17 protein-coding genes and 2 riboswitches are annotated in these 20,873 nt (G+C 73.5%); of the genes, 5 read left to right on the top strand and 12 right to left on the bottom strand.

Annotation, left to right across the window (positions count from 1 at the left end):
• The 5 genes from FHU28_RS22145 to FHU28_RS22125 all read right to left on the bottom strand — a co-directional run bounded on the left by FHU28_RS22145 (nt 1) and on the right by FHU28_RS22125 (nt 6,594).
• Nucleotides 1-1,248: an alanine racemase gene (locus FHU28_RS22145; RefSeq protein ID WP_184686406.1), complete on the bottom strand. Its 1,248-nt coding sequence runs from the start codon at nt 1,246-1,248 to the stop codon at nt 1-3.
• A complete protein-coding gene (locus tag FHU28_RS22140) occupies nt 1,241-2,740 on the bottom strand; it encodes a class I adenylate-forming enzyme family protein (RefSeq protein ID WP_184686405.1) in 1,500 nt (499 codons plus the stop codon). Before FHU28_RS22140 ends, FHU28_RS22145 begins: the two co-directional genes overlap by 8 nt.
• A complete protein-coding gene (locus FHU28_RS22135; RefSeq protein WP_184686404.1) occupies nt 2,737-3,981 on the bottom strand; it encodes an acyl carrier protein in 1,245 nt (414 codons plus the stop codon). The genes FHU28_RS22140 and FHU28_RS22135 overlap by 4 nt, the downstream gene beginning before the upstream one ends.
• Before the next feature lie 78 nt (nt 3,982-4,059).
• The gene (locus FHU28_RS22130; RefSeq protein WP_116506492.1) at nt 4,060-5,280 is read right to left on the bottom strand and encodes an inositol-3-phosphate synthase; all 1,221 of its coding nucleotides are present in this window, start codon (nt 5,278-5,280) and stop codon (nt 4,060-4,062) included.
• A 39-nt stretch (nt 5,281-5,319) separates the two neighbouring features.
• Complete coding sequence (locus tag FHU28_RS22125; protein WP_184686403.1) at nt 5,320-6,594, bottom strand: DegT/DnrJ/EryC1/StrS family aminotransferase; 1,275 nt, start codon at nt 6,592-6,594, stop codon at nt 5,320-5,322.
• Nucleotides 6,595-6,699: 105 nt separating this feature from the next.
• Between FHU28_RS22125 and FHU28_RS22120 the strand changes: the two genes are divergently transcribed.
• Genes FHU28_RS22120 through FHU28_RS22110 form a run of 3 tightly spaced genes read left to right on the top strand, consistent with a single transcriptional unit; the run spans nt 6,700 to nt 10,537 of the window.
• Nucleotides 6,700-7,815: a glycosyltransferase gene (locus FHU28_RS22120; RefSeq protein ID WP_260413074.1), complete on the top strand. Its 1,116-nt coding sequence runs from the start codon at nt 6,700-6,702 to the stop codon at nt 7,813-7,815.
• 10 nt (nt 7,816-7,825) lie between these two features.
• On the top strand, nt 7,826-9,265 hold the full coding sequence (locus FHU28_RS22115) for a condensation domain-containing protein (RefSeq protein ID WP_184686402.1): 1,440 nt from the start codon (nt 7,826-7,828) through the stop codon (nt 9,263-9,265).
• A 36-nt stretch (nt 9,266-9,301) separates the two neighbouring features.
• Nucleotides 9,302-10,537: an MFS transporter gene (locus tag FHU28_RS22110; protein ID WP_184686401.1), complete on the top strand. Its 1,236-nt coding sequence runs from the start codon at nt 9,302-9,304 to the stop codon at nt 10,535-10,537.
• A 21-nt stretch (nt 10,538-10,558) separates the two neighbouring features.
• Here FHU28_RS22110 and FHU28_RS22105 read toward each other — a convergent pair whose 3' ends face one another.
• Together FHU28_RS22105 and FHU28_RS22100 are read right to left on the bottom strand one after the other, a co-directional pair.
• Nucleotides 10,559-11,587, bottom strand: a complete 1,029-nt coding sequence (locus FHU28_RS22105) for a ribonucleotide-diphosphate reductase subunit beta (protein ID WP_184686400.1) — start codon at nt 11,585-11,587, stop codon at nt 10,559-10,561.
• Nucleotides 11,578-13,974 carry a ribonucleoside-diphosphate reductase subunit alpha gene (locus FHU28_RS22100; protein WP_184686399.1) on the bottom strand — a complete coding sequence of 799 codons (2,397 nt, stop codon included), beginning with the start codon at nt 13,972-13,974 and terminating at the stop codon, nt 11,578-11,580. The genes FHU28_RS22105 and FHU28_RS22100 overlap by 10 nt, the downstream gene beginning before the upstream one ends.
• Nucleotides 13,975-14,089: 115 nt before the next feature.
• Nucleotides 14,090-14,300, bottom strand: a riboswitch (cobalamin riboswitch).
• Between the two features lie 119 nt (nt 14,301-14,419).
• Between FHU28_RS22100 and FHU28_RS22095 the strand changes: the two genes are divergently transcribed.
• Nucleotides 14,420-15,247: a PrsW family intramembrane metalloprotease gene (locus tag FHU28_RS22095; RefSeq protein ID WP_184686398.1), complete on the top strand. Its 828-nt coding sequence runs from the start codon at nt 14,420-14,422 to the stop codon at nt 15,245-15,247.
• A gap of 74 nt (nt 15,248-15,321) precedes the next feature.
• Here FHU28_RS22095 and FHU28_RS22090 read toward each other — a convergent pair whose 3' ends face one another.
• Together FHU28_RS22090 and FHU28_RS22085 are read right to left on the bottom strand one after the other, a co-directional pair.
• Nucleotides 15,322-15,945 carry a LysE family translocator gene (locus tag FHU28_RS22090; protein WP_184686397.1) on the bottom strand — a complete coding sequence of 208 codons (624 nt, stop codon included), beginning with the start codon at nt 15,943-15,945 and terminating at the stop codon, nt 15,322-15,324.
• Nucleotides 15,946-15,948: 3 nt separating this feature from the next.
• Nucleotides 15,949-16,461: an acyl-CoA thioesterase gene (locus FHU28_RS22085; protein WP_073828221.1), complete on the bottom strand. Its 513-nt coding sequence runs from the start codon at nt 16,459-16,461 to the stop codon at nt 15,949-15,951.
• A gap of 130 nt (nt 16,462-16,591) precedes the next feature.
• Nucleotides 16,592-16,799, bottom strand: a riboswitch (cobalamin riboswitch).
• Between the two features lie 226 nt (nt 16,800-17,025).
• On the opposite strand from FHU28_RS22085, the gene FHU28_RS22080 reads away from it, so the two are divergent.
• Nucleotides 17,026-18,210, top strand: a complete 1,185-nt coding sequence (locus FHU28_RS22080) for a DDE-type integrase/transposase/recombinase (RefSeq protein WP_184686396.1) — start codon at nt 17,026-17,028, stop codon at nt 18,208-18,210.
• 108 nt (nt 18,211-18,318) lie between these two features.
• Here FHU28_RS22080 and FHU28_RS22075 read toward each other — a convergent pair whose 3' ends face one another.
• Genes FHU28_RS22075 through FHU28_RS22065 form a run of 3 tightly spaced genes read right to left on the bottom strand, consistent with a single transcriptional unit; the run spans nt 18,319 to nt 20,756 of the window.
• Nucleotides 18,319-18,927 carry a copper resistance CopC family protein gene (locus tag FHU28_RS22075; RefSeq protein WP_184686395.1) on the bottom strand — a complete coding sequence of 203 codons (609 nt, stop codon included), beginning with the start codon at nt 18,925-18,927 and terminating at the stop codon, nt 18,319-18,321.
• A gap of 33 nt (nt 18,928-18,960) precedes the next feature.
• Complete coding sequence (locus FHU28_RS22070; protein ID WP_376700877.1) at nt 18,961-20,163, bottom strand: Dyp-type peroxidase; 1,203 nt, start codon at nt 20,161-20,163, stop codon at nt 18,961-18,963.
• Nucleotides 20,164-20,189: 26 nt separating this feature from the next.
• Nucleotides 20,190-20,756: a copper chaperone PCu(A)C gene (locus tag FHU28_RS22065; RefSeq protein ID WP_184686393.1), complete on the bottom strand. Its 567-nt coding sequence runs from the start codon at nt 20,754-20,756 to the stop codon at nt 20,190-20,192.
• Between the last annotated feature and the right edge of the window lie 117 nt (nt 20,757-20,873).

Here is a 20,873-nt window from a genome sequence, read left to right as displayed (position 1 = left end):
TCACCTTTCTTCTCGTGGTTCGTCAGTGGCTCCCGGCGTGTCCACCGGGTGCCGTGTCAGGGTCAGCCGGGACGTCTCGACGACGTGGTCGCCGTCGCAGACGACCTCGGCCGGCGCCGGGTGGCCGAGGAAGGCCAGCAGGCTCGCCGAGAGCCCGTACGCCCCGACGTTCGGCACGGCGAGCACGTCGCCCGGCCGTACGTCGGGCAGGCTCGCGGCGCGGGCCCAGGTGTCCAGCGGAGTGCACAGCGGTCCGGCGACGATCGCGGCCTCGAGCGGCGCGCCGTCGCGGTCGTCAGCGGCGTGCAGGGTGGGCACGAGTGGCGGCAGCCGGCGCAGGCCGGACATCCCGCCGAGGTGGTTGATGCCGGACTCCAGCACCACCACCGGCGTGCCCTGCGACCGCTTGACGTCCAGCACCCGGGTCAGCAGCGTGCCGGCGGTGGCGGTGAGGAACCGTCCCGACTCGAAGGCCACCGTGGGCGCGCCGTCGCGCCAGCCGGGGAAGAGCCCGTCCAGGGCCGGGCCGACCCGGTCGGCGAGACCGGTCAGGTCCGCGTTGTGGCCGGGCCGGGCGAACGGCGCGCCGAAGCCGCCGCCGAGGTCGAGCAGGGTCAGGTCGATGTCGAGCAGGTCCCGCAGCCGCCGGGCGGTACGCGCCGCGGCGGTGAACTGGGCCACCAGCGATTCCACCGAGTCGACGTTGCTGCCGGTGTAGAGGTGGAACCCGCGGACCGGGGCCGACGGGCGGGAGCGGAACCGCTGCGGTTCCTGCTCGATCCAGTCGACGTCGGCGCCGAACTGGGACGCGACGCCGGTCATGGTGAGTCCCTGACCCGGGTTGGGCACCCGGTCGTTGACCCGCAGCAGGCACCGCAGTTCGACGCCGTGCGCGGCGGCGATCCGGTCGGCCTGGTCCAGGCCCTCGGGCGAGTCGACGGAGAACCAGCGGACACCGGCGCGCACCGCCTCGGCCACCTCGGCGTCGCGCTTGCCGGGTCCGGTGTAGAGCATGCGGTCGCCCGGCACGCCGGCCCGCAGCGCCGCGGCCAGCTCGCCCGGGGAGCAGATCTCCGCGTCGCAGCCGGCGGTGTGCAGCGCCGCCACCAGCGCCGGGTGCGGGTTGGCCTTGAGCGAGTAGAACAGCCGGCTCGGCGTGGGCAGCGCGGCGACCAGGGTTGCGTGGTTGGCGCGTACCCGGGCCAGGTCGTAGCGGTAGGCCGGGGTGTCGAAGGGCAGGTCAGCCATTGTGCTCACCCGCCAGCCGGGCCAGCGCCCGCCGGTCCACCTTGCCGTTGCCGGTGAGCGGCAGGTCGGGCAGCACGACGCAGCGCGCTGGCACCTTCATCTCCTCGAGCTGCTCCCGCAGCCGGCGCAGCACGTCGGCGGGGCTGAGCGCGGCCACCACGAACAGCGTCGCGCCGTCGTGGCCGTCGGCCGGCGGCAGCACCCCGGCCGCGTCCACGCCGTCGACCCGGTACGCGGCGGCCTCCACCTCGGTGGCGCTGACCCGGGTGCCCTTCTCCTTGTAGACGTCGTCGCGCCGGCCGGCGAAGTGGACGTACCCGTCGTCGTCCACGTGGCCGTGGTCGCCGGTGTGCAGCTGCGGGAAGAGCCCTTGTGCGCGCCGGAACCGCTGTGCGGTCAGCTCCGGCCGCCGCCAGTAGCCGGCCATCACGTGCGGGCCGCGTACCACCAGCTCGCCGGGGACGCCCGGTGGTTGACGCCGCCCCTCGGCGTCCACTGTGAAGATCTCGGTGCCGGGCAGCGCCCGCCCGCAGGCGCCGGGCCGGCGCAGGTCGGCGTCCGGCGGCATGATCGCCGCGCGTTTGCACTCGGTGAGACCGAACATCAGTTGGACGGCCAGGCCGGGCAGCAGCCGGCGCAGGCCGGCCAGCACCTCCGGCGGCATGGCGGCGCCGGTGTTCGTGAGCAGGCGCAGTGGCGGGCGCGGCGCGCCCGCCCGGCCGAGCAGCCGCAGCAGGTTGATCGCCAGCGACGGCACGCAGGGCAGCACCGTGGCGCCGGACTCGACAAGGCTCACCAGAAGGCGGCCACCGGTCTCCGCGCTGTCGCCCAGGCGCAGCCGGGCGCCGGCGACGGTGCTCAGGAAGATCTGGTAGAGGCCGTAGTCGAACGAGGGCGGCAGCAGGACGTGCACCACGTCGTCGGGCCGGTAGCGCAGCTCCGACTGGATCGCCCGGACCGCGAACGTGACCTGGGCGTGCGTGGAGACGACGGCCTTCGGCATGCCGGTGCTGCCGGAGGTGTAGATCAGGCAGACCGGGTCGACGGCCAGCGGGCCCGGCCCGGCCGGCGCGTCGCCGCCGGCCACGGCGGATGCCGCGCGCCGCAGCGCGGCGGCGTCGCACACCCGGACGCCACGGGCGTGGCACAGGTCGGTGAGAACCCGGTCGTCGGTGAGGACCAGGACCGGTTCCGCGTCGTCCAGCACGTGGGCGAGGGCGACCTCGGGGGCCGGCGTCCGGAGGACGACGAAGACCGCGCCGGTACGGGCGACCGCGTACAGCAGCGCCGGCAGTGTCGCGTCGGCGGGCAGCGCCACCAGCACCCGGTCGCCGCGCCGGACGCCCTGCCCGCGCAGCCAGCCAGCCAGGCGCAGGCTGTCGGCCCGCACCTGGCGGTACGTGCGCCCGACGGTCCCGTCCCCGACGGCGGGCGCGTCGGGGCGCGCGCCGGCGGTGCGGTCCAGCAGGTCGTGCAGGAGTTCGGTACTCATCGGGCACCTCCGGTGGCGGCGCCGAACATGGCGCACAGGGAGCCGACGTCGCGCAGGTCGGCCGCGGAGAGCGCGGTGGCCGGAACCTCGACGCCGAGCCGCCGCTCGACCCGGTCGATGACGTCGACCAGCCGGAACGAGTCGAAGCCGGGAAGCTCCCGGAGCACGTCGGTGGTGCGCAGCGTCGAGCCGTCCAGGTCCAGGGTGTCGCCCAGCGCGCCGAGCACCGCCGCGCGTACGCCGTCCCCGCCTGCCGGGTCCGGCGCGGCCGGCACGGCGTCGTGGCCGGGCATGGCGGCCGGTTCGGCGATCGACTCCAGCGCGGCGAGGTGGTCGGAGATCAGCGTGCCGAGCGCGTCCACCAGCTCCGGCGCGGCCGGCCGGCCCGCCTGGGCCCGCCGCAGCGCCACGTAGCTGCGCGTGGCGAGCTGCTGCCAGCGGGCTGCCTGCCCGGCCAGCGCGGCGACGGCCTCGGGCCGGACCGCGGCCAGCCAGCGTTCGTGCAGGTCGCGTGCGCGCGCCAGCAGCCAGACGTCGAGCACGAAGCGGTGCAGCCCGGCCACGGTGTCCAGGGCGGCGCCGGTGCGGTCCAGGTAGCGGGCGATCTCCGGGCGAGCCCGCCGGGCCCGGGCGGCGTTGCCGGCGAGCATGGCGGGTACGTCGATCGCCGGCGCCGGGTGTGCCGTCACCGCCAGCGTGTGCGCGCCCCCGGCCAGCGCCGCGTCGAACGCGGCGGTGGGCAGCCGCCACACGCCGGGACGCGCGGGGCCCCAGGCGGTGTCGTTCTGGTAGGCGTCGACCACTGTGACCTGATCCGGCCCGGCGTCGGTGACGAGGAAGCTGTGCCGCATGTGCTCGTGCCCGTGGTAGGGACACCACGGCAGGTCGTACGCGTCGGCCGTGACGTAGAGCGGCTGGCCCGGGGCGCACAGCCGGCGGACCTGCGGGCCGTCGAGCTGCATCCACCGGCCCTCGACCCGCAGGCCCAGCAGGTCTACCGCTTCGGCGGCCCGGTCGTCCGAGGTCGCCTCGACGGAGATCAGAGCGTCCTGATCCCGGGTGCGGAACCCGTACCGGGCGCCGAGGGCGAGGTGGCTGCCGGACCCGTTGGCGTAGTCGGCGAGCAGGGCGAAGCTCGTCTGGAGACAGTCCAGCGCGGTCGCGTGCAGACCGGTCAGGATCGGCGTCCACACCGGATCCGTGCTCGGCCGGTCCGGCGCGTTCGGGACGTGTGGGGACATGGGAGGCTCCTCGATGCGGATACGTGGGGGCGGGGCCGCCGGCGCGGGAGTTGCCGCGCCGGCGGCCGGTGAAGAAGGTCAGCTGTCGCCGCGGCCGTCCAGCCCGTTGGCCCAGGCGGCGAGCGCGTGCGCCTGCTCGGCCAGCGCGTGCTCGTCGGTGCCGATCGGGTCCTTGAAGAAGAACCCCAGCTCCTCGATCGGGCCGACGTGTCCGGCGCGGTGCGCCGCGGCGGTCAGCCGGGCCAGGTCGAGCACGAGCGGGGCGGCCAGCGTGGAGTCCACCCCGCTCCAGGTGAGCTGCATGGACATCCGGACGCCGAGGAAGCCCTCGAACGACACGTGGTCCCAGGCGGTCTTGTGGTCGCCGAGGTCCGGCACGTTGTCGATGTGCAGCGGGGCGGTGACGTCCTCACCGAGCAGCGCGGGCAGCACACCCGACTTCGAGCTGAGCTTGCTGCGGGCGTTGCGCGGGTCCTCCAGCGTCGCGCCGTCACCGCCGCCGAGCAGGTTCACCCCGGCCCAGGAGAGCACATGCAGGGCGCGGCTGGTGAACATCGGCGCCAGGGCGGTGCGCAGCAGCGTCTCCCCGGTCTTGCCGTCGGAGCCGGCGAACGGCACCCGCTCCCGCTGCGCCAGCATCTCCAGCGCGGGCAGCCGGGCCCCGGTGGACGGGGTGAAGTCGACGAAGCCGCAGCCGGCCCGGAACGCCGCGTACGCGACCACCGAGCTGGCCGGCAGCGCCTTGTCGTCCGGGTCGGCCAGGGCGCGGGTCAGCGCGTCCAGGTCGTCGTGCTCGGGCCGGTGGTCGGCCGGCGGCTCGGTCGAGGACACGTTGATGACGACGACCCGGGACAGCCCGTTGCGGGCGCGGAACTCCTCGATGTCGCCGGCCAGCCGCTCGACCACCTCGGCCAGCGGACCGGTCTCGGTACGCGCGTCGTAGCCGGTGCGCAGGTTCTGCTCGACCTCGGGCAGGCTGCCCCGTACGGCGGCCAGCACCGGCGCCGGGATGACGCCGGAGTCGACGAGCGACTCGGCCTTCTTCTCCAGCGGCGTGTCGACGATGTCGTGCCCGCCGACCACCAGGTCGGTCCAGCTCGCCAGCGGCGCGTCGCGCAGCATGCCGGTGTCGGTGACGCAGCCGGTCGAGTCGGCCATGCCGGCGCGCAGCGCCAGCAGACCGGTGATCGCCGTGGTGGCGACCGAACCGCGGGCGCCGTTGAGCCACACGCCGACGGGTGCGTCCGTGTCGGGGGACGGAGTCGAGGCGTGCGAGGTCTCGTGATGGGTGACGGTCACGGGAAGTTCCCTTCTCTGGTGCGCCGGCGATGGCGCGGATCAGCGGGCGAGCACCTTGGCGACGGCGGCGGCGACGTCGTGCATGTCCTGCTCGGTGCCGAGGAAGGTGCTGTGGTGCGTCTGGACGGTGTGTGCGGCGAGCCATTCGGTGTTCGGGTACGTCCGGTCCCGGTGGATCGCCGCGAAGCGTTCGGCCAGCGGCGCGAGCAGCGGCTTGGTCCACGGCTGCAGCAGCCGGCTGCGGTGCAGCGGCTCGTCGGTGCAGTAAAACCGCCGGCCCAGCTCTGCGGTGAGCGCGGCGGCCACCGCGGCGTTGTCCAGGCCGGCCGGCAGCTCGTCGAAGACGATCGTGCCCTCGTAGATCGAGATGCGGGTCTGCTCCGGCGCGGGTTGCAGCAGCCGTACGCCGTCGACGCCGTCGAGCAGGTCGGCGAGCAGCCGGTAGTTGTGGTTGCGCACGTCGTGCTGGTCGTCCAGGACGGCCAGTTGCGCGCAGGCCACGGCGGCGGAGAACTCGTCCAGGCAGAAGTTGGCCCCCTGCACGCCGGCGCTCTCCTCCAGGTCCAGTTCGCCCGGGGGCGTCCGGTCGCCGCGGTAGCGGCGCGAATCGGCCCGCAGCTCCTCGAGCACCGGCGCGAGCGTGTCGTCGTCGGTGACGACGGCCCCGCCCTCACCGCAGGTGAGGACCTTGCCGTGCTGGAAGCTGAAGCAGCCGAGCCGGCCGAGTGAGCCGGCCTGGCGGCCCTGCCAGGTGGCGCCGTGGGCCTGCGCGCAGTCCTCCACGACGGAGATGCCGCGCGGCCGGGTGACCGCGTCGAGCGCCGGCACGTCGGCCATGTTGGAGGCCCAGTGCACGGCGACCACGGCCCGCGGGTCCACGGACAGGTCGAGGTCGTCCGGCCCGACGCAGCCGGTGTCGCGGTCGACGTCGACGAGCACCGGAACCAGGCCGGCGCGCAGCGCGGCGGTGGCGGAGGCGGTCCAGGTCAGCGCCGGTACGAGCACTGTGTCGCCGTAGCCGAGGCCGAGTGATTCCAGGGCCACCACCAGGGCGCTGGACCCGTGGTCGACGGGTACGCAGTGGCGGGTGCCGACGTAGCGGGCGAAGTCGGCGGCGAAGCGGCGCTCGAACAGGACGCCGTCGCCGACGGACGGGCTGCTGATCGCCCACCGGCCGCCGGTCAGCACCGCGGTCAGGTTGGCGGCGGCGTCCGGCGCGGGGGTCGGCCAGCGTGGCCATGGGCGGTCCGGCGGGCGGACCGGCCGGCCGCCGTCCACGGCGAGCCGCCGGTCGATGGGGATGGAGGTCGTCATGCCTTCGACCTTGATGCTCGTCGATACATCAGCGGTACACACGCGATGTCCGGGGCGGGCGGCGCCGTGTATCGGCGTTGTATCCCGGTGGTCGACTCTCGGTGCATGAGCCGATCCGCATCGCCCGTGGGCGAACCGACCGAACCCCACGCCGTCACGCGCGGCGTCTCCGTGGTCATCCCGGTCAAGGACCGGGTGGCGGAGATGCGCCGCCAGCTGCGCAGCCTGCGCGACGCCGCCCCGAACTGCCCGGAGCCGGTGGAGGTGGTGGTCGTCGACGACTCGGCGCCCGCCGCGGCCGCCGCCCACCGCGCGGCCTGCGCCGAGTACGGCGCCCGCTACGTGCGCGGACCCCGGCACGTCGGGGCCAAACGTAACCTGGGCGTCCGGCACGCCCGCCACGACCTGGTGCTGTTCACCGACTCCGACTGCCGGGTGCCCGCCGACCTGATCACCCGGTACGCGGCCCGGCTGCGCGCCTCGGGCGACGAGGTCGCCGGCGTCACCGGCCCGGTGCTCGTGGAGCCCGGCGACAGCGCGTTCTTCCGCGTGATGCGCCGCTCCTACCTGCTGCTCGGCGACCTGACCCGGCCGCTGCACTACGAGCGCGTGTCCTGGGGCGCCGGGGCGAACATGGCCGTGAAGCGCGCGGTCTTCGAAGCGGTCGGCGGGTTCCCGGAGGATTCCCCGATGCCGCTGGGCGGGGAGGACCTGCACCTCGGGCTGCTCCTCACCGACGCCGGCTACGTGCTGCTCACCGACCCGGACGGCGTGGTCACCCACGACACCGGCGTCGCCGACACGTTCCGCGCGGTCGCCTACCGGTTCACCACGTACGGGCGCTCCGAGCAGTGGCTCTGCCTGGCCCACCCGCATCGGCGCCGGTTCGTGCTCAACACCGCCAGCACGCTCGCCGTGACCGCGCTGGCCGGGCTGCTGACCGCTCGGCGCAGCGGGGGACGCAGCCTGCTCGCGGTGCCGGCCGTCGCGGTCGCCGTGATCGCCGCGAAGACACCCGGCCGGCTCGGCGGTGACCGGGGACCGCGCGCGGTGGCCGAGTCGGCGGCCTGCGTGGCCATCGAGACGCTCTTCGACGGGGCCGCGTTCGTCACCTCGCTGCGGCTCGGCCGCCCGGACCTGCTCTTCACCGGCTTCCGCGCGCCGGACGAGGCGGACTACCAGCCGATCCCGCCGGTGGCGGCGCCGCCGGTGGCGGCCTGAGGGGGCGGCCGTGGCGACGACGCTGCCGCTGGCCCCCGGCCAGCAGATGATGTGGGAGTTCATGACCGCGCTCGACCCGGCCCACCCCGGCGCCGCCCGGCTCGTGGTGGTGGAGTTCCGCCGGTTGCGGGGCACGCTTCGGGTCGACGTGCTGCGGCAGGCGATGCAGGACGTGGTGGACCGGCACGACGCGCTGCGGATGCGGTTCGACCGCGTCGGCGTGGAGCCGGCGGTGCGGATCCTGCCGCATGTGGAGTCCCCGCTGGAGTACGTCGACCTGTCCGGCCTGCCGCCGGCCGAGCAACAGGCCCGCGTGGAGCGGATCGCGTACGCGCACCGCAACGACGCGTTCGACCCCGGCCGGGCGCCGCTGTGGCGGGCCGCGCTGGTCCGGCTCTCCGCGACCGAGCACGTGCTCGCGCTCTGCTTCTTCCACATGGTCTCCGACGGCTGGTCGTGCCGGGTCGTGGTGGAGGACCTGTGCCACGCGTACACGGCCCGACTCGGCGCGGCCGACCCGCAGCCGCCGCTCGGCGTGGACTTCACCGCGCTCGCCGCGCTCCAGGAGACGGAGCAGGCCGGGAACGGCGTCGACGCCGCCGCCCGGGCCGCGTACTGGCGGGACCGGCTGCGGCCGGTGGAGCCGTACCAGCTCTTCCCGGCGTCGCCACCGGCGCCGGACGTCGCGCTCAGCGCCGAGGTGGCCACCCGCTTCGCGTTCCCGGCCGAGGTCACCGCGCGGTTGCGCCCGGCCGCCCGGCGGGCCCGCACCAGCCCGTACGTGCTGCTGCTCGCCGCGTACCTGGTGCTGCTGGCGCGGCGGGCCGGACGGTCCCGGGTGGTGCTGGGCACCACGACGCTGGGCCGGGAGAGCCCGCTGTCCCGCCGGCTCGTCGGTCAGTTCACGAACAACGTCTACCTGCCGGTCACCGTCGAGCCGGACGCGCCGATGCGCGCGGTGGTCGAGGCCGCGCACGCCTCGCTGGCCGAGGCCGTCGCGCACGCCACCGCGTTCCACCGGGTGGCCCGGTCGGTCCGCCCCGACTTCCCGGCGATCCGGCCCTGGCCGGACAACCACCTGTTCGACGCCTGGTTCCAGTCCGCCGCGTCGGCGTCACCGGTGCTGCACTGCCCGGACCTGCTGGTGGAGCCGGTCGACATCACCGCCCGGCCCGCGCCCGGCACCCCGCCGCCGGTGGTCGCCGCCGACGTGCCGTCCGAGTGCCTGCCCGTCTGGGTGAAGCGGGGCTCACCGATCGTCGTGGTGGACGACGACCGGGCCGGGGGCGTGGTGATCCGCAACCGGGGCGTCTTCGGCGACGACCTCGTCCGCGGGCTGATCGACGACTACGTCGCTGTGGTGTCGGCACTCGTCACCACTCCCGACATGTCCCCGGGGCAGGTGCGCCTGCCTGACGGTGCGTGCTTCCTCGACCACGCGATCGGGTAGGAGAGGACCGGACCGCTCCCAGAGAGGTACGACGATATGACGGACACCTCGACGAACCAGCACACGACGGAGCCGCCCGCGCCGCCCGTGCCACGCGCGGCCGTACAGGCCCGCTGGTCGGTGGTGCTGCTCTTCGTCATCATGGGTCTGGCCATCGGCGGCTGGTCGGCCCGTGTGCCGGACGTCCGCGACGCGGTAGGGGTCGGCAACACCGGCTGGGGCCTGGCGAACATCGCCACGAACGCAGGGGAACTGGTCTCCCTGGTCGTGGTGGCGGTGCTGATCAGCCGGATCAACACCCGCCGGCTGGCGCTGGCCGGGGCGGCGCTGATCCTGCTCAACGCGCCGCTGCTGGCCGCGTCCACCACTGTGGTGGCGCTGGTCGGCGGGCTCGCGGTCTGGGGCTTCGCGGCGAATCTGCTGGCCACGCCGATGAACGCCCAGTCGGTCGAGGTGCAGAAGCGGTACGGGCGGCCCATCCTGTCCACGTTCCACGCGGGCTTCAGCATCGGCATGCTGGTCGGCGGCCTCTGCGGCACCGGCGCCGCGGCGATCGGGATGTCGCCGTCGGCGCAGATGGCCGTCACCAGTGTCCTGCTGGGCGCGCTGCTGGTCGGCACGCACCGCTGGCTGCCCGACACGCCCCGCCAGGAGACGAAGGACGGCGAGGCGCGGCGCCGGCTGCGTGACCGGTTCACCCCGCAACTGCTGCTGCTCGCGGTGATCGCCTTCCTGGCCTCGTTCATCGAGATGGCCGGCGCCCAGTGGAGCGCGCTGTACGCGACCGAGGTGGCCGGCGCCACGGCGGTGCTCGCCGCGGCCACGTACACCTGTCTCTCGCTGGCCGCGACCGTCGCCCGGCTGTTCGGCGACCGGCTGGCCGGCCGGGTCGGGCGGATCCGCTTCGTCCGGCTGTCCGCGCTCGTCGCGACCGTCGGCGTGGCGCTGCCGGTGGCGTACCCCCATCCGGCGGCGGTGATGGCCGGTTTCGGACTGCTCGGGTTCGGCCTGGCGTGCGTGACCCCGACGGTGCTCGGCTTCGCCGGTGAGCAGCCGGGCCTCACGTCCGGCGAGGGCGTCTCCGTGGTGGCGATGGGCCAGTGGCCGGGCGCGCTGCTCGCGGCGCCGGTGATCGGTCTGCTCGCCGGCGCGCTGGACCTGCGTACCGCGTTCGTGGTGGTGGCCGTGCTGGCGCTTGCCGTCGTGGCGTTGATCGGGCGGGTCCGGGCGGCGGCGCTGCCCGGCGAGAGCCCGGCCCCGCCCCGGCCGTGACGGCCGGGGCGGGGCCGGCGGTCAGAAGTCGTCGTCGAACGTGACGGAACCGGTCACCCCGACCTGGTACGCCGACACCCGCCGCTCGAAGAAGTTCGACAGCTCCTGCACGTCCTGCAACTCCATGAACGCGAACGGGTTGGCGCTGCCGTACATCGGGGCGATGCCGAGCACCGCCAGCCGGCGGTCGGCCACGTGCTGGAGGTACTCGCGCATGTCCGCGAGCGACATCCCGGGCACGCCCTGCCCCAGCAGGTCCGCGGCGAAGCTCACCTCACACTCCACCGCCTCGGCCAGCATCTCCTTCACCTGCCGCTCCATCTCGGCGTCGAACAGGTCCGGCTCCTCGGCGCGTACGGTCTCCACCACGTCGAACGCGAATGCCATGTGCATCGACTCGTCCCGGAACACCCAGTTGGTGCCGGAGGCCAGCCCGTTGAGCAGGCCCCGGGACCGCAGGAAGTAGACGTAGGCGAACGCGCCGTAGAAGAACAGGCCCTCGATGCAGGCGGCGAAGCAGATCAGGTTGAGCAGGAACGCCCGCCGGTCGTCGCGGGTCCGGAGTTCCCGCAGCTCGAAGATCGAGTCGATCCACTTGAAGCAGAACTCCGCCTTGCGGGCGATCGACGGGATGTTCTCCACCGCCGCGAACGCGGCGAACCGCTCCTTCTCGTCCGGCACGTACGTATCAAGCAGGTTCAGGTAGAACTGGACGTGCACCGCCTCCTCGAACAGCTGCCGGGACAGGTAGAGCCGGCCCTCCGGGGAGTTGACGTGCTGGTAGAGGTTGAGCACCAGGTTGTTGGCGACGATGGTGTCGCCGGTGGCGAAGAACGCCACGAGCCGCGACACCAGGTGCCGTTCGGCCGCCGACAGCTTCGCCAGGTCGGCCAGGTCCGAGTGCAGGTCCACCTCCTCGACCGTCCAGGTGTTCTTGATGGCGTCCTTGAACCGGTCGAAGAAGCGCGGGTAGCGCATCGGCCGCAGGGTCAGGTCCATGCCGGGGTCGAGCAGCATGTGCCGGGTCGGCGCGGTGGTGGTCACTGGCATGCCTCGCAGCTCTCGGGGTTCTCCAGGGAACAGGCCAGCGCCTCGTCGTCACTCACGGCGGAAACCACGCCGGAGACCGGGGCGAGCACCGGCGCGACGGTGGCCTGCTGGATGCGGGTGGCGGGACGGGATCGCAGGTAGTACGTGGTCTTCAGCCCGGCCTTCCAGGCGTACAGGTACATCGAGGAGAGCTTGCCGATGGTCGGCGCGCTCAGGAACAGGTTCAGCGACTGGGACTGGTCGACGAACGGCGCCCGCGCGGCGGCCAGGTCGATCAGCGCCCGCTGCGGCAGCTCCCAGGCGGTGCGGAACAGCTCCCGCACCGGCGCGGGCAGCTCGGTGACGCCCTGCACCGAGCCCTCGGCCCGCTTGATCCGGTCGCGGACCTGCGGCGTCCACAGCCCGCGCGCCTTCAGCTCCCGCACCAGGTACGTGTTGACCTGGAGGAACTCCCCGGACATGGTCTCGCGCTTGAACAGGTTGGACACCTGCGGCTCGACGCACTCGTAGCAGCCGGCGATGGAGGCGATGGTGGCGGTCGGCGCGATCGCCACCAGCAGCGAGTTGCGCAGCCCGTGCCCGGCGATCCGCTCGCGCAGCGCCGCCCACCGCCCGGTCTGCGCCGGCTCCGCGCCCCACAGGTCCGGGTGCAGGCCACCCTTGGCGGCCCGGGTCTGCGGGTACGCCGGATGCGGCCCGAACCGCTCGGCCAGCCCGGCGGAGGTCTCCAGCGCGGTCAGCAGGATCTCCTCCTGCACCCGGGTGGACAACTCCTTCGCCTCCGGCGAGTCGAACGGCAGGCGCAGCGTGAAGAACGCGTCCTGCAGGCCCATCAGCCCGAGCCCGACCGGCCGCCAGCGTGGGTTGGACGCCGCCGCCTGCTCGGCCGGGTAGTAGTTGATGTCGATCACCCGGTCGAGGAAGACCACTGCCGTGCGTACCGTCGCGCGCAGCCGCTCCCAGTCCACGCCGTCGGCGGTGACGTGGGCGCCGAGGTTCACCGAGCCGAGGTTGCACACGGCTGTCTCGGCGTCGTCGTTGACCTCCAGGATCTCCGTGCACAGGTTGGACAGGTGGATGACGTTGCCCGGCTCACCGGTCTGGTTGGACAGCCGGTTCGCGGCGTCCTTGAACGTCATCCAGCCGTTGCCGGTCTGCGCCAGCGTGCGCATCATCCGCCCGTACAGATCCCGGGCCCGTACCGTGCGCACCGCGTTCTTCTCGGCCGCCCGGTACGCGGCGTTGAACGCCTCCCCGTACAGGTCGGGCAGCTCCGGAGCGTCCGACGGGTCGATCAGCGACCACTCGGCGTCGGCCTCGACCCGGCGCATGAACTCGTCCGGGATCCAGTTGGCCAGGTTGAGGTTGTGGGTCCGGCGGGACTCCTCGCCGGTGTTGTCCCGCAGCTCCAGGAACTCCTCCACGTCCGGGTGCCACGGCTCCAGGTAGACGCAGGCCGCGCCCTTGCGCCGGCCGCCCTGGTTGACCGCGGCCACCCCGGCGTCGAGCGTCTTGAGGAACGGCACGATGCCGTTGGACCGCCCGTTGGTGCCCCGGATCAGCGCGCCCCGGCCGCGCACCCGCGACCAGGAGATGCCGATGCCGCCGGAGAACTTCGACAGCTTCGCCACCTGGTGGTACCGCTCGTAGATCGAGTCCAGCTCGTCGCGCGGCGAGTCGACCAGGAAGCAGGACGACATCTGGGTGTGCCGGGTGCCGGAGTTGAACAGCGTGGGGGAGCTGGGCAGATAGGCCAGGCTGGACATCAGCCGGTAGAAGCCGACCGCCTCGCCCGGGGTGCGGGACAGCCCGCAGGCCACCCGCAGCAGCCAGTACTGCGGCGTCTCCACCACCAGCCGCGACTGCGGGTGCCGCAGCAGATAGCGGTCCGCCACCGTCCGCAGCCCGAAGTACTCGAACCGGAGGTCACCGGCCGGGTCCACGGCGTCGTCGAGCTTGCGGGCGTGGCGCGAGACGAACGCGGCGGTCTCGTCGCCGATCAGCCCCAGCCCGTGCGCGTACGCGATCGACTGACTGAAGCTCGCCACCTGCTGCCCGCGTACCTCCTTGTCCACGTACGCGGCCAGCAGCCGCGCCGCGAGCTTCGAGTACTGCGGCTCCTCGCCGATCAGCTCCGCCGCGGTCTGGATCGACAACCGGTCCAGCTCCGCGGTGCTCGCCCCGTCGTAGAGGCCGCTGATCGTCTTCGTGGCCACCCGCAGCGGGTCCACCTCGTCCAGGTCCGCGACCCAGCGCTCGACCGCCCGGACGATCTTGTTGACGTCCACCGGCTCGGTGTCGCCGTCCCGCTTGCGTACCCGCATCGCCAGCCGGCGGGGCTCGGACCCGCCGGCGGTGGACGGGGGACGTTCCTGCACGACCGTCATGACCTCTCCTCGCTGTCACCGTCTGGAGACGGCGGGAGACGCCAACGGGCGCGGCGCACGGCCGGCCCGGCTGCTGGCGTCGGTCGTCCCGCGCGACCTCCGACCGCCGTACGCGGAGGCGCACGGCGCGCTGGCAGGTCTTCGGACTCGCGGGCACGACACGAGGTCGCCTACTGGCCGTCGCTTCCCAGGCCGGTGGCCCAGTGCTGTTGACGGCGGTCGTTCCCACTCACCGCTGCGGGGCAGTCCCGGACTTGCACCGGGTTCCCTCTTGCCTCGGCCCTGCCCGGGTGGGCTCGGCCGAACCAGCTGCGGCACCACCATATATGGCGGTGAGGGATGTCTGGCAACACCAGATGTCGTGTCGGCGTGTCGGATTGATCTCACCGTCCACAGTGCCCACCCCCGATTCCGGCGCGACCCGGCGGGCGCGATACTCGGCGGCATGGGGAATGCCGGGCGCCGCTGGGCGTGGATAGCGGTCCTGCTCGTCGGCGTCGGGCTTCACCTGCTGGTGCTGGAGACGCTGGCCGGCACCGGGACCGTCACGTTCGTTCCGACGCTCATCGTGCTCGGCGCGTCAGTCGCCCCGGCCACGTTCCTGGCCTTCGCCCAGGGGCGGCCCGGCCACCGCCGGGTGCCCGGCCCGGTCGTCGGCGTCGCCGCGTTCCTCGGTGGAGTGATCGGCGTCGTCGCCGCCGGCTGGCTGGAGTACGGCACGCTGCACCGGCTCGGAGTCCTGCCGATGGCGTTCGTCGGCCTGGCCGAGGAGGCCGCGAAGCTGATCGTGCCGGCCGGCATCCTGCTGCTCTGGCGGCGGCACCGGTCACCGGCGCAGGGCCTGGTGATCGGGGTGGCCTCCGGTGCCGGGTTCGCCGCGCTGGAGACGATGGGGTACGCGTTCGCCGCGTTCGTCGGGTCGCAGGGCAGCCTCGGCGCGGTCGAGCGGACGCTGCTGGTACGCGGTCTCACCGCGCCCGCCGCGCACCTGGCCTGGACCGGGCTGACCGCCGCCGCGTTGTTCACGTTCGCCGCCGCGCCCGGCGGCCGGAGACTGGCGGCGTTCCTGCTCACCTTTGCCGCCGCCGTCATGCTGCACACCTGCTGGGACACGTTCGGCACGCAGCCCGCCTACCTGTTCATCGGCGGCGTGTCGCTGGGCTGGGTGCTGCTGCGTCTGCACCTGGACCGCGAGCGGCCGGCCACCCCGCCCCGGGCGTCGGAGCATGATCCTCACCAGCTCGCCGAGGTGGCGGGGTCGGAGCCCTCCTGATGCCGCCACCCCGGCGTGCTGGAGTCGATCAAGCCGCCTGACCCGCCTCGTCGCGCCTCCGGCTCCGGCGCGTCTCAGCCGGCGGCCAGCCGGACGCCGAGCGCGACGAAGGCGACAGCGCAGAGCCGGTCGACCCGCCGCGACCAGCGGCTGTCGCCCCAGCGGCGGGCGAAGCGCCCCGCGCCCAGGCCGAGAGCCAGGTCCACGGTGAGCTGTACCGCGACGAACAGCGCGCCGAGCAGCATCAGTTGTGCCGCCACCGGGCCCGCGTCGGGCCGGACGAACTGCGGCAGGAACGCCACGCTGAACAGGATCATCTTCGGGTTGAGCAGGTTCGTGAGCAGTCCGCGCCGGAACGCCCGCGAGGCGCCGCCGTCCGGCCCACCGGCCGCTGGACCGGTCCGGCCCGTGCCGCGCAGCGCCCGCAGGCCCAGCACGATCAGGTACGCCGCACCCGCCCACCGGATCGCGGTGAACAGCACCGGGGACGCGGCGATCACGGTGGCGAGACCGGCCACCACGGCGGCGACGTGCACCGCCTCCCCGGCCGCGACCCCGAGCGCCGCCACAGCCCCGGCCCGCGCATCGTACCGGGTGGCGTTCGCCAGCACGAACATCATGTCCGGGCCGGGGGTGAGCATGAGCACCACGATCGCGGCCAGGTAACCCGCGAGCGTGGCCGCCGACAGTCCGAGCACGCCTCAGCCCTCCTCGACGCCGTCGAGCAGCGCCCGGCGCAGCGCCAGCCGGTGTTCGCGCCGGATCTGCGCCTCCCGGTAGCGCCGCCGGTCACCGTCGGTGCCGGGCAGCAGCGGCGGCACCGGCCGGGGCTGGCCCTCGTCGTCCACCGCCACCATCACCAGGTGCGCTGTGGCCACGTCCACCGGTGGCACCGCACGGTCCCAGCGGTCCGCGCTGACCTTCACCGCCACCTCCATCGAGCTGCGGCCGGCCCAGGTGATCCGGGCGTCCACGTGGACCACGTCACCGACGCGGACCGCGCGCAGGAAGGCCGTCTCGTCGATCGCGGCGGTGACGGCCGGTCCGTCGGAGTGACGGGCGGCGACCACCCCGGCGACCGAGTCGATCAGGTTGAGGATCCGGCCGCCGTGCACCGTACCCATCAGGTTGGTGTGGTGCTGGTCCATGATCTGCGACAGGGTCAGGTGCGAGGCCGACGGTGGTCGGCCGGTCAGGGTGATGGCGTCGGTCATCGTGCGGTTCCGTCCTACGCAGAAGCGGACCGCCGACCGGACGGGGTGTGCACGTCGAGGCACGCCGACGGCTCGCGCCCGGCGTGTCACCCGCCCGACCCACCCGCGAGGTCGACGGCAGCGCGCACCGGTGGTACGCGCGACGCGGGCAGGTCTTCGGACTCGCGGGCCTGACACGAGGTCGCCTACTGGCCGTCGCTTCCCAGGCCGGTGGCCCAGTGCTGTTGACGGCGGTCGTTCCCACTCACCGCTGCGGGGCAGTCCCGGACTTCCACCGGGTTCCCTCTTACGACACCCGGCCGTCGCCGACCGGGTGAACCAGCGCTCCCGGCAGCCTAACCCAGCCCCGACCCGCCCTCGCCGGGACCCGCGTTCCGCCCTGCGGCGCCGTGTCCCCGCCCGTCCCGCGCCAAGCGCGACCGCTCCCGCTCTATAGCAAGCCCGGAGATCTTGGAAGGAAAGCGCCCCTATGCTGTTCAGTCCCATGACATCTGTCAGCGTTGAAGTCCCGATACATGTGTCACGTGGTAGGGATCTTGGGTCGGGTGGTATGTGCTGCCGGGCATGGCTTCTCGGCGGCATGTGATGAACCTGCTGGACGCGCAGCTGGCGGCGGGGGTTCGGGTGAACGCGGCCGAGTTCGCGCGTGAGCACGGGGTGTCGGTGCGCACGGTGTACCGGCACCGCGCACGTATCCGGGCCGAGGGTCAGTGGCAGGAACGATCCCGGCGTCCGCGTAGCAGTCCGCGGGTCACGCCGCCGGAGGTGGACGCGTGGATCTGCAAACTGCGCGCTGAACTCGGCCCGGACAACGGGGCGGACTTCATCCGAGACGCGTTGGACGATGTGCGCCGGCGCACCGACGCGTCCTGGTCGGTGCCGTCACGCTCGACGGTCAACCGGGTGCTGGCCCGACATGACCTGCTCGTGGCTACTCCGGCTAAACGACCGCGTAGTTCGTGGCGGCGTTTCAGCTATGCCCGGCCCCGCGACTGCTATCAGATCGACGCCACCGAAGTGAAACTCGCCGACGGCCGCACTGTCGTCGTCTTCGACGTCCTGGACGACTGCACCCGCACCCTGGTCGCCTGCCACGCCGCCGCCGCGGAGACCGCCCGAGCCGCGATCACCGCGATCAGACAGGCGTTCACCGCCTACGGCGTGCCGGCCATCGTGCTCAGCGACAACGGCATCGCGTTCACCAGCCGCCGGACCCGACCCGGATCAATCTCCACCTTCGTGCAGACCCTGATCGACCACGGCGCCCGCCCGATCAACTCCAGCCCCTACCACCCACAAACCTGCGGCAAGGTCGAACGCCACCACCAAACCCTCAAGAAATGGCTGAGCACCCAACCCCCACCGCAGACCCTCACCGCCCTGCAAGCACTCCTGGACACCTACCGCCGCTACTACAACACCCAACGCCGCCACAGCGCCCTACCCCGCCGCACCACACCCGCCCACGCCTGGACCCACGCACCCACCCTCGGCGGACCCACCAGCACACCCCTGCAAACCGACGCCACCCTGCACCACTGCCCCGTGGCCAGCAACGGCGCCATCGCCGTCGCCGGACACCGCACCAGCGTCGGCACCACCCACGCCGGCACCACCGTCACCGCCATCCGCGACAACAACCACGTCACCATCTACCACCCCGACGGCCAACCCATCGGCTACCTCCACCTCAACCCCGACAAGAACTACATCCCCCTCACCCCCACCCCCATGACCCACAACCCCTGACACATCTATCGGGACTTCCCGTTGACACATGTCCCGGGACATGACAGCCCCCTATGAGGGCCGTTTCGTACCAAGATCTCCGGGCGGACCCGCGTAGCGGGTGACGGGTCAGGAAGGGCGGCGACGTCGGAGCAGCAGCGTGGTCACGGCGGCTGCTGCCACCGCGGCGACCGCTCCGCCGGCCAGGAGCCCCACCGGCAGACCGCCGTCGTCGGCGCCCGCCGAGGCGTCGGCGCCCGCCGCAGAGGCGTCCGCACCTGTCGAAGCGTCCGCCGGAGCCGAAGCGGAAGCGCCCGCCGAAGCGTCGGCGGTCGGTGACGGGACGGCCGCCGGGGGAGCGGCCGGGTCGGCGACAGTGAAGCGGTACGAGCCCTGGACCGGGTGGCCGTCGCGGGAGACCACCCGGTAGGCGACCGTGTAGGTGCCGTTGCCCAGCGGCTCCTCGATCGTCACCGTGCCCGTCGCGCCGTCCACGGCGGGTGCGCCGGCGGGCACCGGACGCTCGGCGGCGTCGCGCAGCGTGATGGTGGTGAAGGCCGGGTTGAGCCGTTGCATGAACCGCAGCGTCACCTGCGTCGGCGCGGTGGTGAGCCGGGCGTCGCGCGCCGGTGTGGCCTCCTGCAGCGAGTTGTGCGCCGCGGCGGGCGTGGCCGGGACCAGCAGCAGCGCCGCGGTGAACAGTGCGGCGAGGAGTGCGGAGACGGTACGGGTACGCATGACGCGCCTTCCTGGTAGTGGTCAGCGTCGTGGTCAGCCGAGCAGCTGCTGGCCGATCCAGCCGCCCTCGGGGCAGCCGGGCGGTACGGCGAACACGGCGGAGCCGATCGGGGTGGTCCACTCGTTGAGCAGGTCCTGTTCGGCCAGCCGCCGCTGGATGGGCAGGAACTGACGGGCGATGTCGGCCTGGTACGCGGCGAAGACGAGCCCGCTGTCGGCGTGTCCCTCGGCGGTCGGCGCGCCGTCGTAGTTGTAGGGCCGGCGCAGGATCTTCTGCCGGTCGTCGGTGACGCGGGCCCGGGTCAGGTGCGAGAAGTCGGGGATCACGGTGAGCCCGTCCGGCCCGAGCGCGGCGAAGTCCGGCTCGTCGTGCTCCGCCTGGCCGGTCAGCGGCGCGCCGGTGTCGAGGCGCCGGCCCACCGCGAGTTCCCGGTCGGCGCGGCCCAGCAGGTCCCAGGTCTCCAGGTTCATGCTGATCCGGCGTACCACCAGGGTGGTGGAGTCGCGCAGCCAGTCCGGTCCGTCGGTCACCCAGACGGCGGTGTCGGCGGGTGCGCCGGGCTTCGGGTTGGCGGTGCCGTCGAGCTGGCCGAACAGGTTGCGCTGGGTGCGCCCCGGCTCGGCGCCGGCGGCCCGGCGGAAGCCCTGCTGCACCCAGCGGACGGTGGCGAACGGGCGGCCGTCCTTGGTCAGGACCCGCTGGGCGTGGGAGACGGTGAGCGGGTCGTCGGCGCAGATCTGCAGCAGCAGGTCCCCGCCGGACCAGCGCGGCTGCAACCGGTCGATGCGCAACGCCGGCAGGTCGGCCACCGACGCGGGCCGCCGGTCGTCGAGCCCGGCGGCGGTGTAGAGCCCGGGGCCGAAACCGAACGTGACCGTCAGCCGGGCCGGGAGCAGGCCCAGTTCCGGTTCGGTGTCGGCGAGCGCCGGGCGGCCCTGGGTGAGCCGGGCGGCGTCGTCGGAGAGCAGCCGCAGCATCCGCCCGAGCGCGGCCCGGTCGGTGCCCGGGCGCAGCGTGAACGCGACGAACGCGGCGTGTGCCTGCGGCTCGGTGGTGACACCCGACTGGCGCGCGCCGTGGAACGGCTCGACAGCGCTGCCGACGTGGGCCACCGGAACGGGTTCGGCTGCGCGTACCCCGGGATCGCCGGAACGGGCGGCGGCGAGCGCGCCGGCGCCTGCCAGTGCGCCCCCGGCGGCGACCGCGCCGCCGGTGAGCAGGCCGCGCCGGCTCATCCGGCGGGCGGGTGCGGTGGTCTCGGTCATGACGCTCCAGTGGCGCCGTGTCCGGGCGCGTACGACTCCTGGGCGCCGGTGAACGGCTTCGCCACGGCGGTGAACGTCTGGGTGCGGCCGTCGGCGAAGGTGAGCGTGATGTCGAGCTGGTCACCGGGGCGCACCGGCCGGGTCAGGTCCATCAGCATGAGGTGGTCGCCGCCGGGCTCCAGAGCGGCCTGGGAGCGGGCCTTGACCACGACGCCGCCCTGCTTGGCCTGCATGACCATCTTCCCGTCCTTCATCGCCATCTCGTGCAGCTCGGCCCGGGAGACGTCGGTGCTCACGCCGGTGATCGTGACGTCGGTGTCGCTGTCGTTGACGAGCGTGCCGAAGGCGGCGGTCATGCCCTTGTCGGCGGCCTTCACCCACGGGTCGCGGATCGTGAGCACGCCCGCCGCCGCGCTCGCCGGGGCCGAGGCAGGCGCCGACGCCGACGGCGTGGCCGTGGGCGTGGCGTCGGCGGAGCCGCAGGCGGCGACGGACGCGGCCAGCACGGCGGCGCCGATCAGGGCCGCCGGGCGCAGGAACCGGCGGCTGGTGGTGCTGGGCATGACGTCGTCCCCTCGAAGATCCGGTGTTCGTACCGTTGGTCGGGGCGGAACAGCGGATAGTTCCGGCCCGGGGAGTAGGTCGTGTCACACGCCGTCCGGGATCACGGCGGCCGGGAC

This window comes from Micromonospora echinospora (genome assembly GCF_014203425.1).
GTDB lineage: Bacteria > Actinomycetota > Actinomycetes > Mycobacteriales > Micromonosporaceae > Micromonospora > Micromonospora echinospora_A.
The sequence above is the reverse complement of the archived record's forward strand: the minus strand, read 5'-3'. Positions and strand labels throughout refer to the sequence as shown.

What these genes read in the sequence shown, in the direction of transcription:
- FHU28_RS22140 (WP_184686405.1), bottom strand. Translation starts at nt 2,740, where the DNA reads ATGAGTACCGAACTCCTGCACGACCTGCTGGACCGCACCGCCGGCGCG.
- FHU28_RS22070 (WP_376700877.1), bottom strand. Translation starts at nt 20,163, where the DNA reads ATGAGCCGGCGCGGCCTGCTCACCGGCGGCGCGGTCGCCGCCGGGGGC.
- FHU28_RS22145 (WP_184686406.1), bottom strand. Translation starts at nt 1,248, where the DNA reads ATGGCTGACCTGCCCTTCGACACCCCGGCCTACCGCTACGACCTGGCC.
- FHU28_RS22100 (WP_184686399.1), bottom strand. Translation starts at nt 13,974, where the DNA reads ATGACGGTCGTGCAGGAACGTCCCCCGTCCACCGCCGGCGGGTCCGAG.
- FHU28_RS22105 (WP_184686400.1), bottom strand. Translation starts at nt 11,587, where the DNA reads ATGCCAGTGACCACCACCGCGCCGACCCGGCACATGCTGCTCGACCCC.
- FHU28_RS22085 (WP_073828221.1), bottom strand. Translation starts at nt 16,461, where the DNA reads ATGACCGACGCCATCACCCTGACCGGCCGACCACCGTCGGCCTCGCAC.
- FHU28_RS22065 (WP_184686393.1), bottom strand. Translation starts at nt 20,756, where the DNA reads ATGCCCAGCACCACCAGCCGCCGGTTCCTGCGCCCGGCGGCCCTGATC.
- FHU28_RS22110 (WP_184686401.1), top strand. Translation starts at nt 9,302, where the DNA reads ATGACGGACACCTCGACGAACCAGCACACGACGGAGCCGCCCGCGCCG.
- FHU28_RS22095 (WP_184686398.1), top strand. Translation starts at nt 14,420, where the DNA reads ATGGGGAATGCCGGGCGCCGCTGGGCGTGGATAGCGGTCCTGCTCGTC.
- FHU28_RS22120 (WP_260413074.1), top strand. Translation starts at nt 6,700, where the DNA reads ATGAGCCGATCCGCATCGCCCGTGGGCGAACCGACCGAACCCCACGCC.
- FHU28_RS22080 (WP_184686396.1), top strand. Translation starts at nt 17,026, where the DNA reads ATGGCTTCTCGGCGGCATGTGATGAACCTGCTGGACGCGCAGCTGGCG.
- FHU28_RS22125 (WP_184686403.1), bottom strand. Translation starts at nt 6,594, where the DNA reads ATGACGACCTCCATCCCCATCGACCGGCGGCTCGCCGTGGACGGCGGC.
- FHU28_RS22075 (WP_184686395.1), bottom strand. Translation starts at nt 18,927, where the DNA reads ATGCGTACCCGTACCGTCTCCGCACTCCTCGCCGCACTGTTCACCGCG.
- FHU28_RS22135 (WP_184686404.1), bottom strand. Translation starts at nt 3,981, where the DNA reads ATGTCCCCACACGTCCCGAACGCGCCGGACCGGCCGAGCACGGATCCG.